Annotated in this window: 13 protein-coding genes; 11 read left to right on the forward strand and 2 right to left on the reverse strand. The window is 37.7% G+C overall.

All coding sequences use genetic code 11. The annotated features are described in order from the left end of the window. Positions 1-3: 3 nt before the first annotated feature. The 5 genes from QUE72_RS07570 (at position 4) to sucD (ending at position 7,571) form a co-directional block, all read left to right on the forward strand. A complete protein-coding gene (locus QUE72_RS07570; RefSeq protein ID WP_074496592.1) occupies positions 4-714 on the forward strand; it encodes a succinate dehydrogenase iron-sulfur subunit in 711 nt (236 codons plus the stop codon). 149 nt (positions 715-863) lie between these two features. Beyond that, positions 864-3,671 carry a 2-oxoglutarate dehydrogenase E1 component gene (locus QUE72_RS07575; protein ID WP_286272526.1) on the forward strand — a complete coding sequence of 936 codons (2,808 nt, stop codon included), beginning with the start codon at positions 864-866 and terminating at the stop codon, positions 3,669-3,671. A gap of 38 nt (positions 3,672-3,709) precedes the next feature. Continuing rightward, on the forward strand, positions 3,710-5,230 hold the full coding sequence (gene odhB / locus QUE72_RS07580; protein WP_286272527.1) for a 2-oxoglutarate dehydrogenase complex dihydrolipoyllysine-residue succinyltransferase: 1,521 nt from the start codon (positions 3,710-3,712) through the stop codon (positions 5,228-5,230). Between the two features lie 302 nt (positions 5,231-5,532). Further along, positions 5,533-6,699, forward strand: coding sequence for an ADP-forming succinate--CoA ligase subunit beta (sucC, locus tag QUE72_RS07585; RefSeq protein ID WP_286272528.1), 1,167 nt, complete (start codon positions 5,533-5,535; stop codon positions 6,697-6,699). Further along, positions 6,699-7,571, forward strand: coding sequence for a succinate--CoA ligase subunit alpha (gene sucD / locus QUE72_RS07590; RefSeq protein WP_286272530.1), 873 nt, complete (start codon positions 6,699-6,701; stop codon positions 7,569-7,571). Before sucC ends, sucD begins: the two co-directional genes overlap by 1 nt. Before the next feature lie 57 nt (positions 7,572-7,628). On the opposite strand, the gene QUE72_RS07595 is transcribed toward sucD, so the two are convergent. After that, positions 7,629-8,501: a hypothetical protein gene (locus tag QUE72_RS07595; RefSeq protein ID WP_286272532.1), complete on the reverse strand. Its 873-nt coding sequence runs from the start codon at positions 8,499-8,501 to the stop codon at positions 7,629-7,631. A gap of 1,936 nt (positions 8,502-10,437) precedes the next feature. Here QUE72_RS07595 and QUE72_RS07600 point away from each other — a divergent pair. From QUE72_RS07600 to QUE72_RS07615, 4 genes are all read left to right on the forward strand, one after another. Then, positions 10,438-10,647, forward strand: a complete 210-nt coding sequence (locus QUE72_RS07600; RefSeq protein ID WP_286272535.1) for a class IIb bacteriocin, lactobin A/cerein 7B family — start codon at positions 10,438-10,440, stop codon at positions 10,645-10,647. Positions 10,648-10,664: 17 nt separating this feature from the next. After that, complete coding sequence (locus QUE72_RS07605) at positions 10,665-10,853, forward strand: hypothetical protein (RefSeq protein WP_074496585.1); 189 nt, start codon at positions 10,665-10,667, stop codon at positions 10,851-10,853. A gap of 210 nt (positions 10,854-11,063) precedes the next feature. After that, positions 11,064-11,390 carry a hypothetical protein gene (locus QUE72_RS07610; protein WP_286272537.1) on the forward strand — a complete coding sequence of 109 codons (327 nt, stop codon included), beginning with the start codon at positions 11,064-11,066 and terminating at the stop codon, positions 11,388-11,390. Positions 11,391-11,707: 317 nt separating this feature from the next. Next, positions 11,708-12,784, forward strand: coding sequence for a tetratricopeptide repeat protein (locus QUE72_RS07615; RefSeq protein WP_286272538.1), 1,077 nt, complete (start codon positions 11,708-11,710; stop codon positions 12,782-12,784). Between the two features lie 76 nt (positions 12,785-12,860). Here the strand turns inward: QUE72_RS07615 and QUE72_RS07620 are convergent, their stop codons facing one another. Then, positions 12,861-13,331: a nuclear transport factor 2 family protein gene (locus QUE72_RS07620; protein ID WP_074496582.1), complete on the reverse strand. Its 471-nt coding sequence runs from the start codon at positions 13,329-13,331 to the stop codon at positions 12,861-12,863. Between the two features lie 604 nt (positions 13,332-13,935). Here QUE72_RS07620 and QUE72_RS07625 point away from each other — a divergent pair. Together QUE72_RS07625 and QUE72_RS07630 are read left to right on the forward strand one after the other, a co-directional pair. Beyond that, on the forward strand, positions 13,936-14,814 hold the full coding sequence (locus tag QUE72_RS07625) for an alpha/beta fold hydrolase (protein WP_286272540.1): 879 nt from the start codon (positions 13,936-13,938) through the stop codon (positions 14,812-14,814). Further along, positions 14,811-15,971 (forward strand): RNA polymerase sigma factor, encoded by a 1,161-nt coding sequence (locus QUE72_RS07630; RefSeq protein WP_286272543.1) that lies wholly within the window; start codon positions 14,811-14,813, stop codon positions 15,969-15,971. The genes QUE72_RS07625 and QUE72_RS07630 overlap by 4 nt, the downstream gene beginning before the upstream one ends. Positions 15,972-16,012: the final 41 nt, after the last annotated feature.

Below are 16,012 nucleotides of genomic sequence, written 5' to 3' on the forward strand. Positions count from 1 at the left end.
ACGATGAAACAAGTATTTTCTATTTACCGTTACAACCCTGATGTTGATAATGCCCCTTACATGAAAGATTATGAGCTAGAAATACCAGAAGGCTCAGATATGATGGTATTAGATGCGTTAATTTTGCTTAAAGAGCAAGATTCAACATTGTCTTTCCGTCGTTCATGTCGTGAAGGTGTTTGTGGCTCTGACGGTTTAAACATGAATGGTAAAAATGGTCTTGCCTGTATTACGCCTTTATCGGCAGTAAAAGCAAGTAAGATTGTATTACGACCATTACCTGGCTTACCGGTAGTGCGTGATTTGGTTATCGACATGACACAATTCTATAACCAATATGAAAAAATTAAGCCTTATTTAATTAACGATGGCAAAGAACAACCTGCTAGAGAACATTTACAAACGATTGAAGAGCGTGAAAAGCTTGATGGATTGTATGAGTGTATCTTGTGTGCCTGTTGTTCAACATCATGCCCATCGTTCTGGTGGAATCCAGATAAATTTGTCGGTCCTGCTGGCTTGTTACACGCGTATCGATTCTTAATTGATAGTCGAGATACAGCCACAGATGAGCGCTTAGATGATTTACAAGATGCTTACAGCGTATTTCGTTGTCATGGCATTATGAACTGTGTAGATGTGTGTCCAAAAGGGTTAAACCCAACGAAAGCAATCGGCCATATTAAGTCGATGCTACTATCGCGCGCAGTGTAAAAACAATAAAGGCAAATAGCGTGAGCTATTTGCTTTGCTTTTGTCAGGGATATTAATGATTTTTATAGAAATTAGGCTATAGTCTAATAGACATTTAATTCGTTATTATTTAATTTTTAATTGCTTCAACCCTATTCAAGGATCAGGCAATGCCAGAAGGTGTAATGAAGGCTTGGCTAGAGTCTTCCCATTTAAGCGGTGCGAACACTGCTTATATAGAAGAACTATATGAATCTTATTTAGATAATTCGCAATCTGTTTCAGAAGAGTGGCGTGCTGTATTTGACGATTTACCAAAAATCGAAGGTGCAGAGGTCGAATATCGTCATTCTGAAATTCGAGATGAATTTCGTGAACTTGCTAAGCAGGCTCATAAAACAGTTGTTGTCTCAGGCGGTAGTGATGCTAAGCAGGTAAAAGTCTTGCAACTCATTAATGCATTCCGCTTCCGTGGACATCAAAACGCTAACATAGACCCGTTAGGCCTATGGCAGCGAGAGAAAGTTCGTGATTTACAACTATCTCACCACGAATTATCAGAAAATGATTTTGATCGTGAGTTTAATGTCGGTTCATTTGCTTGCGGACAAGAGCAAATGAAGTTAGGTGATTTATACAAAGCGCTAAGCAAAACCTATTGCGGTTCAATAGGTGCAGAGTATATGCACATGACTTCAACCGAAGAAAAACGTTGGTTACAACAGCGTTTAGAATCGGTACAGTCTAAAGCTCAATTGTCAGTTTCTCAAAAAGAAGAAGTGCTTAAAGGCCTCATTGCTGCCGATGGTTTAGAAAAATACCTTGGTGCAAAATTCCCTGGTGCAAAACGCTTTTCATTGGAAGGTGGTGATTCACTTATTCCAATGCTGAAAGAATTAATCACTCGTGCGGGCACTCATGGCACTAAAGAAGTTGTGTTTGGTATGGCCCACCGCGGTCGATTAAATGTACTGGTAAATGTGATGGGTAAAAACCCGTCAAAATTATTTGATGAATTTGCCGGTAAACATGATGATTTAGTTGGCTCTGGTGATGTTAAGTATCACATGGGGTACTCATCAGATTTTGTTACACCAGGTGGCAATGTTCATCTAGCTCTTGCGTTTAACCCTTCACATCTAGAAATTGTTAACCCTGTAGTAATGGGATCTGTACGAGCACGTTTAGATCGTCGTAAGTGTAATGAAGGTGATCTAGTATTACCTATTACTATCCACGGTGATTCAGCAATTGCAGGGCAAGGCGTCGTTCAAGAAACCTTTAATATGTCACAAGCTCGTGCATTTAAAGTAGGTGGCAGTATTCGCATTGTGGTGAATAACCAAGTTGGCTTTACTACATCAAACCAAGCGGATACACGCAGCGGTGAATATTGTACAGAAATCGCGAAAATGGTTCAGGCACCAATTTTTCATGTTAATGGTGATGACCCTGAAGCTGTGATCTTAGCCACACAAATAGCGTTAGATTTTAGAAACAAATTTAAGCGTGATGTGGTGATTGATTTAGTCTGTTACCGCCGTCATGGCCATAATGAAGCAGACGAACCGAATGCTACTCAACCTTTAATGTATCAAAAGGTCAAGAAGCATCCTACGCCACGTCAAATGTATGCAAATCAGCTAGATGAAGAAGGTAGCGTAAAAATAGAGCGCGCTAACGAGTTAGCTGAATATTACCGCACTCTGCTTGATGAAGGGCAATGTACGGTGGAACAATACCGCCCGATGACAGAACACTCTGTTGATTGGACACCGTTTTTAGAACATGACTGGGATGATGAATATGACGCATCAATTCCGCATGATGAAATAAAAGCATTGGCTGATAAAGTAGCTTCATATCCTGATGATCATTCTTTGAACTCTCGCGTTAAGAAAATTTATGATGATCGCAAAAAGATGGCTAATGGCGAAAAACTACTTGATTGGGGGTTTGCTGAAAACCTTGCTTATGCAGCTATTGTAAAAGATGGTCAGCGGGTACGAATTACAGGTCAAGACTCTGCACGTGGCACGTTCTTCCATCGTCATGCTGCGCTGCATAATCAAAAAGATGCAAGCGTCTATTATCCGTTGCAAAACATTAGTGAAGACCAAGGACCTTTTAATGTCTATGACTCAGTACTTTCAGAAGTATCTGTGTTAGCATTTGAATATGGTTACACTACTGCTGAACCAAACGGTTTAACAGTTTGGGAGGCACAATTTGGTGACTTTGCCAACTGTGCACAAGTGGTATTTGATCAATTTATCTCTTCAGGTGAACAAAAATGGGGTAGGTTATGTGGTTTAACTATGTTGCTACCACATGGTTATGAAGGACAAGGCCCAGAGCATTCATCGGCACGTTTAGAACGTTTTTTACAGTTGTGTGCTGATCATAATATGCAGGTGTGTGTACCTTCAACACCGGCTCAAGTATTTAATATGCTTCGTCGCCAAGTTGTGCGACCAATGCGTCGTCCATTAATTGTTATGTCACCAAAATCACTATTACGTCATTCATTAGCTGTATCATCGTTAGATGATCTAGCAACGGGCGTATTCCAGAATGTTATTGGTGAAATAGACGAAGATATTATTGCTAAAGATGTTGATCGTGTTGTGTTTTGTAGTGGTAAAGTGTACTACGAATTATTAGAGCAGCGTCGTAAGAACGAACAAACGAATGTTGCTATTATTCGTATTGAACAATTATATCCGTTCCCAGAAAAAGAGTTAGCAGTTGAATTAGAACAGTATCAACATGTTAAACAGTTTGTTTGGTGTCAGGAAGAACCTCAAAACCAAGGTGCTTGGTATTGTTCGCAGCACCACTTTAGACAAGCAATACCTGATGGAACATATTTGACATATGCTGGCCGTAAGGCTTCTGCTGCACCGGCTGTTGGTTATATGTCTGTCCATGTTAAAGAACAACAAGCGCTCGTTAATGACGCGCTAAACGCTAAGTAGACCATTGTTGTGGTTAAGAGATTGTAAGGAATAAATGAATGACAACCGAAATTAAGGTTCCAGTATTACCAGAATCAGTTGCTGATGCGACAGTAGCTACTTGGCACGTTCAGGAAGGCGATAGTGTTTCTCGTGACCAAGTATTAGTTGAAATAGAAACTGATAAAGTAGTGTTAGAAGTGCCTGCTACATCCGACGGTGTAGTCAGTGAAATTCGTGAAGGCGAAGGTGCAACTGTTCTTGGCGAACAAGTGATTGCAATTATTGAGGCTGGCGATGCAAAAGCAGCTGATGATAAGCCTGCTAAAGAAGAGTCTTCAGAAGATAAACAAAGTGAAGCACAAGATAGCACTGATGCAAAAGAAACCTCTTCTGATGGTGAAGCACAAGATATTCTTGTACCGGTGTTACCAGAATCAGTTGCGGATGCAACGATTGCGACTTGGCATGTTTCAGAAGGTGATTCTGTATCACGTGACCAAGTATTAGTAGATATCGAAACAGACAAAGTGGTACTTGAAGTACCTGCAACATCTGATGGTGTGATGGGTAAAATAATTCACGCAGAAGGTGATACGGTATTAGGTCAACAAAAAATTGCTGAAGTGATTGCTGGCGGTTCTTCTGCTAAAGCTTCTGAAAGTGCTAAAGAAGAATCATCAGAATCAAGTGATGAAGTTGCAAGCCCATCTGTACGTCGTTTATTGACTGAAAAAGGCTTATCTGCAAGTGATGTAAAAGGATCGGGTAAAGGCGGAAGAATTACCAAAGAAGATGTAGAAGCTGCAGTTAACAAATCTGCGCCAGTTGCTAAATCATCTCCAGCTGCTGTTACACCTCAAACTAGTGCATTAGGTGAGCGTACTCAGAAACGTGTACCAATGACACGTTTACGTAAAACAATTGCGAATCGTTTACTTGAAGCGAAAAACTCAACAGCAATGTTGACGACGTTTAACGAAGTGAACATGAAACCAATTATGGATCTTCGTAAGCAATACAAAGATGTGTTTGAAAAAACACATGATACACGTTTAGGTTTTATGTCTTTTTACGTGAAAGCAGTAACTGAAGCGCTAAAACGTTTTCCAGCAGTCAATGCATCACTTGATGGTGATGATATTGTTTATCATAACTTCTTTGATATTTCTATTGCTGTATCTACGCCTCGCGGTTTAGTTACACCCGTTTTACGTGACGCTGATCAATTAAGCATGGCTGGTATTGAAAAGGGAATAAAAACTCTTGCAATTAAAGGCCGCGACGGTAAGTTAAGCATGGATGACATGCAAGGTGGTAACTTTACTATCACTAACGGTGGAGTGTTTGGTTCATTACTATCAACACCTATCATCAACTTACCGCAAACAGCTATTTTAGGCATGCATAAAATACAAGATCGCCCAATGGCGGTAGATGGTAAAGTTGAAATTTTACCAATGATGTATTTAGCACTTTCTTATGACCATCGTTTAATCGATGGTAAAGAGTCTGTTGGCTTCTTAGTAACGATTAAAGAGTTGTTAGAAGACCCTACACGTTTACTATTAGACGTTTAAAATAACCTATGGTTATGCCTATAGTAAAAACCGCTCTGTAGTGAGCGGTTTTTTTGTATTGATTGCATTGTTTTGTTATAAATGTACGAAAAATGCAGGCTCACGAAAAGCATTAACAATTCTGAAACGTATTTTTGGCAAAATGATTGAGCAATAAACAAAAAAACTCATAATCTAGACTATAGTATAGCTTCTAAGGGGTTTGCTCTTTAGAGCTTTTGTACTATAATCGGTCGACTTTTCGATGGTAATGATAGATAGAAATCGTTACCTCTTCATTTACAGATAAGTGGAAAAACACCATGAATTTGCATGAGTATCAAGCGAAACAATTATTCGCTGAATATGGTTTACCAGTTTCTGAAGGTTTCGCGTGCGATACCCCTCAAGAAGCTGCTGAAGCTGCTGACAAAATTGGCGGCAATATGTGGGTAGTTAAGGCACAAGTTCACGCTGGTGGCCGCGGTAAAGCTGGCGGTGTTAAGCTAGTTAAAACTAAAGACGAAATCAAAGAATTCGCACAACATTGGTTAGGTAAGAACCTCGTTACTTATCAAACAGATGCAAACGGTCAGCCAGTTGCTAAAATTTTAGTAGAAAGCTGTACTGATATTGCTAATGAACTATATTTAGGTGCGGTGGTTGACCGTGGTACTCGTCGTGTTGTGTTCATGGCATCAACTGAAGGCGGTGTAGACATCGAAACAGTTGCTGAAGAAACGCCACACTTAATTCACAAGGCGGCGATTGATCCATTAGTAGGTCCTCAAGGTTACCAAGCGCGTGAATTAGGTTTCAAATTAGGTTTAAACCCTACTCAAATGAAGCAATTCGTTAAGATCTTCATGGGTCTTGGCAACATGTTCATTGATCATGATTTCGCTTTACTTGAAATTAACCCATTAGTTATTACAGATGAAGGTAATCTTCATTGTCTTGACGGTAAAATTGGTGTTGATTCAAACGCATTATATCGCCAACCAAAAATTCGTGGTTACCATGATCCATCTCAAGAAGATGAGCGTGAAGCACATGCCGCACAATGGGAATTAAACTACGTAGCATTAGACGGTAACGTAGGTTGTATGGTTAACGGTGCAGGCCTAGCAATGGGTACAATGGATATCGTTAATTTACACGGCGGTAAGCCGGCTAACTTCTTAGATGTTGGTGGCGGTGCTACTAAAGAGCGTGTATCAGAAGCATTCAAAATTATCCTTTCTGATGACAACGTAAAAGCAGTATTAGTAAACATTTTTGGTGGTATCGTTCGTTGTGACATGATCGCTGAAGGTATTATCGGTGCTGTTAAAGAAGTAGGTGTTGAAGTACCAGTAGTTGTTCGTTTAGAAGGTACTAACGCTGAAGCAGGTCGTGAAGTATTAGCTAACTCAGGTTTAGCGATCATCGCTGCTGAATCTTTAACTGACGCTGCAACGAAAGTTGTTGCTGCTGCGGAGGGCAAATAATGTCTGTATTAATTAACAAAGATACTAAAGTTATCTGTCAAGGTTTCACTGGTGGTCAAGGTACTTTCCACTCAGAGCAAGCGATCGAGTACGGAACGCAAATGGTTGGTGGTGTATCACCAGGTAAAGGCGGTCAAACTCACTTAGGTCTTCCTGTGTTCAACACAGTACGTGAAGCAGTAGAAGCAACTGGCGCAACAGCAACAGTAATTTACGTTCCTGCGCCATTTTGTAAAGACGCTATCTTAGAAGCGATCGATGCTGGTATCGAATTAATCGTTACAATCACTGAAGGTATTCCTACGTTAGACATGCTTGACGTTAAAGTGAAGCTTGAAGAAACTGGCGTTCGTATGATTGGTCCTAACTGTCCAGGTGTTATCACACCGGGCGAAACTAAGATCGGTATCATGCCAGGTCACATCCACAAGCCAGGTAAAGTAGGTATTGTATCTCGTTCAGGTACATTAACGTACGAAGCAGTTAAACAAACAACTGATGCTGGTTTTGGTCAATCAACATGTGTTGGTATTGGTGGTGACCCAATCCCAGGTACTAACTTTATTGACGTATTGGAAATGTTCCAAAACGACGACCAAACTGAAGCAATCGTAATGATTGGTGAAATTGGTGGTACGGCAGAAGAAGAAGCAGCAGAGTACATTAAAGAAAATGTAACTAAGCCTGTTGTTTCTTACATCGCAGGTGTTACTGCTCCTCCAGGTAAGCGTATGGGCCATGCTGGCGCAATTATCGCTGGTGGTAAAGGTACAGCTGATGAGAAATTCGCTGCATTAGAAGCGGCTGGTGTTAAAACGGTTCGTTCTTTAGCGGAAATCGGTTCAGCACTTAAAGAGAAAGCGGGTTGGTAAGCTAAGACTTAACAATCTGTTATTCTTTATAGAAGGTCGCGAAAGCGGCCTTTTTAATTATCTTAAAGAACTTCGCAGTTTCAGTTTAATTGGGTTATTAACTGACAGATCTTTTTTCTCTTGCTCATATTGCATCTGAGCTAACATAATCAATTCATCTAATAATTCATATTCTTGATCAAATGAGAGTATGACTTCCAAAATCTGACAAGTATTAGTTATATCTTGATATATATCACTAAAGTAGACTTCATTAATCTTTAGCTTTCTTTTCAAACTATGAAGTGGATAATTTATGTCCTTAAAGCCTAGATATTTTCTTATATCAACAATAGGATAATGTGATGTTAGTAACAATTTTATTAAGTTGCTGTTATCTGAAACGTCATCTATTTTTATTGAATCAATGTATTTCTCCAGTTTTTTTAGATTTTGATGAGTTAATAGTAATCTATTGTTTAAATATTTAGTTGTGTCCTCATCAATTTCAAAAATTCCGTCTCTTGAGCCTGGGAATAGCTGCTTGTGTAATTTACTTACGCTTAAAAAAGTTTCATTACACTTATTATTAGTTAGTAAGTTATTAAATTCTTCTAGATGCTTATAATAATTTGCAAATTTGTTCTGACTTTCGATACTTTTTATTTGTGCTATTGATATCTCAGATCTGTGTTGAGCAGCATAAATTGCACCAATGGGAATTAGAAGAGATAGTATTCCAATAGGGAGCTTATAACTATCAATAAAAGTTTCGTAGCATTTTGCAGATATACATCCAACATAGTTTTCATTAATAGTCACACCATAAGTAAGCACTATTGCAATAATTAAAATTATAGAAAATGTAAACCAAACTACTCCTAACTGAAAAAAGCTTTTGTTGGCTGAAAAGAAACGATAATTTTTAAAACCTACCCAAAGTTTGTTCACTTAGCTTTTCCTTTTATTAATAGTAACCATAAGAAATATAACAGGAAAATTTTACGAAAGCATTTATAAAAGTAACAAACACCTTAAAGACAGATTATCTTCATAAATACTTTAGAATTTGGTTTTCTTTTCTAGTCATATTGTCGCGGTGGCGACTGCACCCAAAGGGAGACTACCTCCGACCTCCCTTTGGAAACCCTCGGAGCTGCTGAAAAATGTATTCTTCATTCTCATCAATAGTCGAGCTAACGTTCAGATAGCACATCCATGTGCTACTTCACTTTGCTGGCGTCCTGCCAGCAATAGCTGATATTGATTTTTTCATTCAGCATTTTTCAAAGCAGAATAATGCTTCGCTCTAGTTTGATGATTAATTTCGCTGTATCCCCAAATGGGATACGAATAAGAAACGAGCGTTGAATTCAACACCATTTCCCATCGAAGCGATTCAAATAGTATTTAGATGAACGATTTAATCATTATCAGCATGGATGCTGATAACTGACGTGATACATGGATGTATCATCGTCAGGAATGGTCAATCGGCTAAATGCTATTTGATGTTTTCGCTGAGTTGGGCACCGAGGGAGTTGTTAGAGGGAAACGGTGTTATTTCCCTCTAACGTGCTGGGGCCACCGCCGCAATATAGCTTGAATAGAGCACCAATTATTGAAAGTATTTTTCTGTAAAGCTTCCTCTTTCTGTAAAAATACTTGTTAGTTTGGCTATTTAATTCTGATTATATTGTGCGGCGGCGACTACGTCCAAAGGGAGGCTGCCTCCAGCCTCCCTTTGGAAACCCTAGGGCTGTGAACAAACGTGATTCTGAAATGAAGAAAAGTGTGTTTCGACGTAACAGCGCTGATGGCACATCCATGTGCCGACAGCGCATTGACTGGCATCCATGCCAGTAATACGTGAATATTTTTATTTATTTCAGCGTTTGTTCAAGCAGAGTTTTATGCTCCGTTCTAGTCTGGTGATGATTTTGTTGTTTTAGGTTTTGTGATTATGAAAGCTAGCTATAGAAGTGAGTAGGGCGGATTTAACCAATTCCCATGTCAGCGGTTTGCTAAATGACTAGCAATGGTAGACCTCGACCCGAGACATGGATTTCGAGGGCTGCCGCGCGGAGGGACGAGCATTCGGCAGGTATCGAGATTTACGCTAGTTGTTTAACAAAGTATTCCGCTGTTTGGGCTCCGAGGGGGTTGCAAGGGGGAAACTGGTGTTATTTTCCCTTGCGTGCTGTCGGCACACCGACAAATTAATGTTAATTAAAACACTTTTATTAAAAGAATTTCACCAGTTAACTTTAAAAGGGCATATAGTTTCAGGTTAAATACTTTATGGATTGGTTTTCTTTTCTGGTCATATTGTCGCAGTGGCGACGGCACTCAAAGTGGGTTCACGCAAACCCTTTTTGAAAAATCTTGCGCTGCTTGCAATGCTTTTCTAAAATCATAATCCTATGCTACTTAGCTTTGCTGGTGTTCTGCTAGCAATAGCTGATATTGATTATTCATTCAGCATTTTTCAAAGCAGATAAGTGCTTCGTTCTCATTTCGTGTTTACTTTTGTGTAATTGCTTTTATTTGTTATAGAAACGAGCAGTTAAGCTAAGCTATGGATGACAATTATTTCAACTTATTTTGTAAACCTCCTTCATATGAATAACCAAATGCTCTAAGTTTTATACCCACTTTTTGCTTTTAATAGTAGTAAGCTCAAAGGAGCTACCACACAATATATTTACTACATTTATACAATCTTTTAAAGTTGATAAAAATCAAATAGTTATAGAGGCTTTTCTAAAACTCCTCTTTTATTAAAAGTTCATATATTAAATGTCTGCTAAATTTTCGATGAAGTATAACCCTGTTAAATGGATAACTATATTTCAATATATGAAAATTAATCGAAAAAGGATAAGTTATGAAAGAGTTAACAAATAAGGAAGTTAAGCACGTAAACGGTGGTGTGAGTAAAATTGAAGTTATTAACTACCTAGGTGATGCATTAACTATTGGTGGTGGTATATTGGCGGGTGCTGCTTATACTGCTTCAGGTTTAGGTGTTGTAACCGTAGCTGTCGTGGGTTCTTATTACGCGGGGCAAGCTATTGGAGACTGGTTGTTTAATTGATACTTTAGGAGAAGGATATGAAAAAAGTATTAGCACTAAGTGTTATTCTGACTTTTTATAGTTTAATCATTCTTTATAGTATTTATGCTATTCCAACTGTTTTTGATAAGAGTAACTTGAAAGGCTTACTTTTAGTACTATTAGCAGGTGTTGCCTTGATAATTTGGACTAAAATTTCTTATCATATTTTAACGTCTAAAAGTTAAGGCTCCTAAAAAGAGTTTTAGCTTATTCTCATTATAAAGTTGGTGTTTAATCGTCAGTAGTAATGTTTTCACTTGTTCAAATCGTTAATGGGGTCAGGTACAACTTAAACCTAAATTGAACCTGACCCCATTTATTCTTTGACATCAATGGTTTGTTTGATCAAAATTGCTAGGCTAAACAGGTACCTAAAATAATGGATGTACAAGAAGATGAACAAAGCAATTGATCAACGTGAAGCAATGGAAGTGATGTGCAAACCAAGGTTATCCTTACCTCATGCGCTTTTGTTAACTGCAGTCGTGTTTTTGAGCGTACAAGCTCTTTGTTGGATATTTGTTGGTGAGTATAGTTTTCCTAATGCTCCATCCATGCTAGATACTACTACAGCATATAGCCGATGGTTAATGATCGATTTGGCAATTCCTTATAAAGCTGCAAATGCTTTAGATTTTACTAATCCCGCTCCGCGAGGGATTATTGCATTTATATTAGCATTTTGTACCTTTAAGCTTGCTCGGGCGAAAGTGATAAAATAGCTTATCTTTGAAATGAATAGTTCAAATATCAAGCGCTAATTAAGTTCAACACTACCCGAGTTGTCAGTGGGAAAGGTTGTTATCCCTGCTGGCATGCTGCGGCCATCATCGCGATATTGATAGCTTCCAACATAAGTTTATTTCAAGTGAAGTAATCTTATTTTCTAGTAACGTCTTAACGCATTCACCTGTATTTTTAACGAAATAGACTTTATGTATTTAGTTTTTAATCGAAACTACGAAAAAATTAGTATATGTACTTGTTTGATTTATAAACGAATGCTATAAAATAACAGCGAATAATAATAACGGATTAAATGATGGATTACCGAGAATCGACTTTATGCTTAGGAACGACAGATAAATTGCACTGTTCTAACTGTGGTGGTCAAACACATAGTATTAACTCGATAATTACTTACGGCTACTATTTCCTTGAATATTTACCCATAGTGCCAATTAAGCGAAATACCCAGGTTCATTGTTTACAATGCCAAAGTATTGTTGATATCCCTCGTAACTCAACAGATTTATCGTTAATTTTTTCAAATTTTGCTTTAGCGTTGTTTAATAAGCTGCGGTTATTAAGTACCTTTAGCGGCAGTTTCTTAATCGTTTTATTTCTAAGCTTCTACTTTTCTGACGAACAGTTACATGTCCGCCAAAGTCAAACGCATATAGATGTACCAAAAGTGAATGACTTTTATTATTTAGACTACCAAAATTCCGTCGGTGATTTTCGCCCTCATCAAAAGTATCGTGTCGCAAAAATTGTTGATATTACCGGAGGAACGGTTTCTCTTGTTTATGGAAACTATTATTACCCGCTAAAATCTACGCTAAGCAACGGTGTTAATTTAGGGCATACGGTAAGTGACGATTATTTCGAGAAAGAAAGGCATCACTTTTCTTACTCGCAATTAAATCAGTTATTCCAGCAAGGCTTTATTTATCGCGTCATTAGACCTGAGCTTAATTACATTGGCCGAAATAGATCGGCGTATATGATTGATGGTAACGTTGTTACTGAGCCTGAAATAGTCGAAAAAGAGTGGCGTTACGTACCCGGAAAGCGGCAAAACACGCAAGCGATGGCTTTTTTGAAATCAACGCATTTAGAAGATAGGTTCGAAAAAGCTTTTGAGTTGTTAAAACAGTCTGCCGACTTAGGCTACGCACCAGGACAAACACATTTGGCGGAGCTTTATTTAACAGGCATTGAAGGCCATAAGGATGTTGAAACAGCAGTGTATTGGTTATTTGAAGCTGCAAAGCAGGGTTATCAACCAGCGGTTGAAAAATATCGTGTGATCTGTCAATTAAAAGAGCAATGTCAGATTGAAGACTTTTACCAAGCGTTAAAAGAAACAGGTGCTAGTTTTACTATTTATTAAACTATTTTAATACTAAAAACTAGCTGTTTTATTTTGATGGTATTCGACTTCTGGGTAAATTTTAACGCTGAAAAACTTATTCTTTAATCGTTAATGCTTGTGACATTTCTCCGGCATTTAGCCATGATTCGTGACTTTGTACAACAAGCCATTGATTATCAGTTTTCTTTAAAACAGCTGACCAAAAAATTTGTCCGGTATATTCTTTAATACCTTTTAATTTCAATCGCAGTTTTACAAGTAATGTAAAAGAAACCAAATCAGCACTCAACACGTTAACGTTCCAGTCAAGTATATCATTGTGAAGATCTTCTACGGCAGCTCCTGCTATTTCGTAGGACGCTTTCAGTTCATCGAGTGATTTTATCGAACCACCACTTATAAAAAACGCATCACTCGTATTTGAGTAATAGTCTAGTCCCTTTAAATATTGTCTATTGTTAGAGGCTTCAAAAATTTTAGTTACGACACTGGAAGTTGTATTCATTATTTCTTGTTTTTCAGCGTCTGTCAGTAATGTTGAGGCTACTCTCTGTTTATTAGTCATAAAATCCTTAAAAAGTTATTTGATAATTCAAACGGTAAATTACGCTAGTTCTTAATGATTATTCAAGCATTTATTTGTATTAAAGTATTTAGGGATACGCTTAAGTGCGAAAAAAGGTTAATAGGGTCAGGTACAATTTAATTCCAGCGCAGGTCAAGCTATTGGAGTCTGGTTAATTAATACTTAAGAAAGTATATTAAAAAAAATTGTTAGTGAGTCTTATCTTAACTTTTTAATGCCTGATCAATATTTATAGTGTTTTTAAATTCCAGATGTTTTTGATAAAAGCTATTTGAAGGGCTTACTTCTAGTACTATCAGTAAGAGTTACATTGTTAATTTGGACTTAAGTTTCTTATCATATTTTTAATATCTGAAAAAAGTAAAGTGGGATCACAAGTTAAATGTACCTGACCCCATTAACCCATAGCCACATGCTACTTCACTTTGTATGCGCTTTAACTGCAACAACTGAGGTTGGTTATCTATTTTCCTGTCTTAATCAGGCTAGACCTTTAAATATTTTTTAAATAATAATAAAAAATGTCACACTTTTTATTATCACCGTGACTTTGTAAGTAACTTAATCAATAAAGAGAAAACCCATGAAACCTATTTTATTATTTTTACTTACCTTGTTACTTAGCGTATCAGCATCGAATGCGAATGCAGACTCGTGTATTGTTTCTAAAGTATCAGGCTCTGGCCAACCGATCTTATTACTGCCTGGTTTTGTTAGTGATGAAACGGTTTGGCAAGCGGTTGCAAACGAACTTAAAAAACAATACCAAGTACATCAAATAGCGATTGCCGGCTTTGGTAAGAATAAAGCCTGTAGTAAAGCAGAATCAATTTACCCACAAGTTATCCAAGAAATAAAGGGGTACATCACTAACAATAAACTACAAAAACCTATTATGATTGGTCATAGTATGGGAGGTTTAATATCTATCGAGTTAGCGTTAGTTAAAGATATTAATCTCGGTGGTGCCATATCTGTCGATGGTTTGCCATTTATCGGCCCAGTGTTTACAAGAAGTAATGAAACAACAGTTGAAGATCTTTCGTATCAAGCGACTTCAGCAAAAGGCATGTACCAACGTGCAACGCCAGCACAAATTAAGAACATGACAAAACAAGGCATTAGTATTCAAACGAAATTGAAAGAAAAATATCAGCACTTACTTGATATGGCCGGAGAATCAGATCCCATTACAGCTGGTAGCGCTATTTATGCAGTGATGACAACTGATTTACGCAAAAACCTTGATAAACTTCAAGCTCCGTTATTACTGGTAGGAGCAGCAGGTGGTTTTACAAATAAGGCGCAACAAACATTATTACAAGAATTATATGCAGATCAATTATCGCAGGCTTCTCAAGCAACTCTTATTATGAATAATAATGGCCGTCATTTTTTAATGTGGGATCAGCCGAAATGGTTAACCCAAACGATAGTAAAACAAGTTGAGATATGGAAATGAGCGCTAAAAGTTACCATTCAGATCTAACAAACGAGCTAAATCATTATGTTGAATTGGCCAAAAATGGAGATAAAGTCGCTTTTCAATCTTTAGTGAGTAAGGTTGCCAATACTGTTTCAGCTATCGCTTTGAGTATAACTAAAAATATACAAGACAGTCATGATGTTAGCCAATTGGTATTTGTTAAAGTGTGGCAGCAAATTAAACAGTTAAAAAATAATGACAGTGTACTGCCGTGGATCCGCCAAATTACACGCTATACCGCGGTGAATTTTGTCAGAGATAACAAAATTAATCGTCAGGTACATCAAGATGAAGATGCTTTAGACACTTTGTTAGATAAAGTTTGCGATGAGCAGCACGAGCTTGATACTAAACTGATTAAACAACAACAAAGTGAACTTATCTGTCATTTGCTGGATCAACTGCCAGATGAAAGCCGTGAAATTATCTTACTTTATTATCGTGAAGAGCATAACAGCAAAGCAGTGGCTAAGCTTTTAGGGATCACTGAATCAACGGTTCGTAAACGTTTGCAACGCGTTCGGTTACAATTAAAATCTGAAGTACTTGCTAAATATGGAGAAGTTATTTTTGCTACTGCACCTATAGGTTTAGTATCTTTATTTGCTTTTACCGCAACCGCTTCAGCACCTGTTGCTGCTAGCTCGTTTACTATTGGTGTAGCGGCAAAGCAAGGCCATTGGTTTAGTAAGTTTATACTTGGTCTAGGTGGAGCGGCTTTAGGTGGCATAATTGCTATTTTCACTAATACGTTAATGATGAATTACATGAAAAAGCATATTGAAAATGAAGAGGATGTACAAAAGCTTAATCAAATAAAGCATAAAAGTAATGCGGTAATCGCCATTACCTGTTTATTCTTTGCGCTAAGTTACAGTTTTACTCAAGGTTGGGTAATGCCAGTAGTAACCTATATTGTTTTCTTATTTGGCCTATACATAAATATAACTGCCGCTAATAAAATAACACATGCTAATTTGTGTCAACAAGCTCTCAATAGCAAAAAAAGTGCAACCTTGCTGAAGTTGAGTCAATGGGGTAATAAGTTAGGTTGGGTGCTTGGCTTAGGCGGGGGAACATTAGGCTTATTATATGGCCTATATAACAGTGGTCGTTTTCAATATTTTTTTTAATTCTTAATCAGCCAGTATTTGACAATTTTTTACATTTTATT

This window comes from Thalassotalea hakodatensis (assembly GCF_030295995.1).
Taxonomy (GTDB): domain Bacteria; phylum Pseudomonadota; class Gammaproteobacteria; order Enterobacterales; family Alteromonadaceae; genus Thalassotalea_C; species Thalassotalea_C hakodatensis.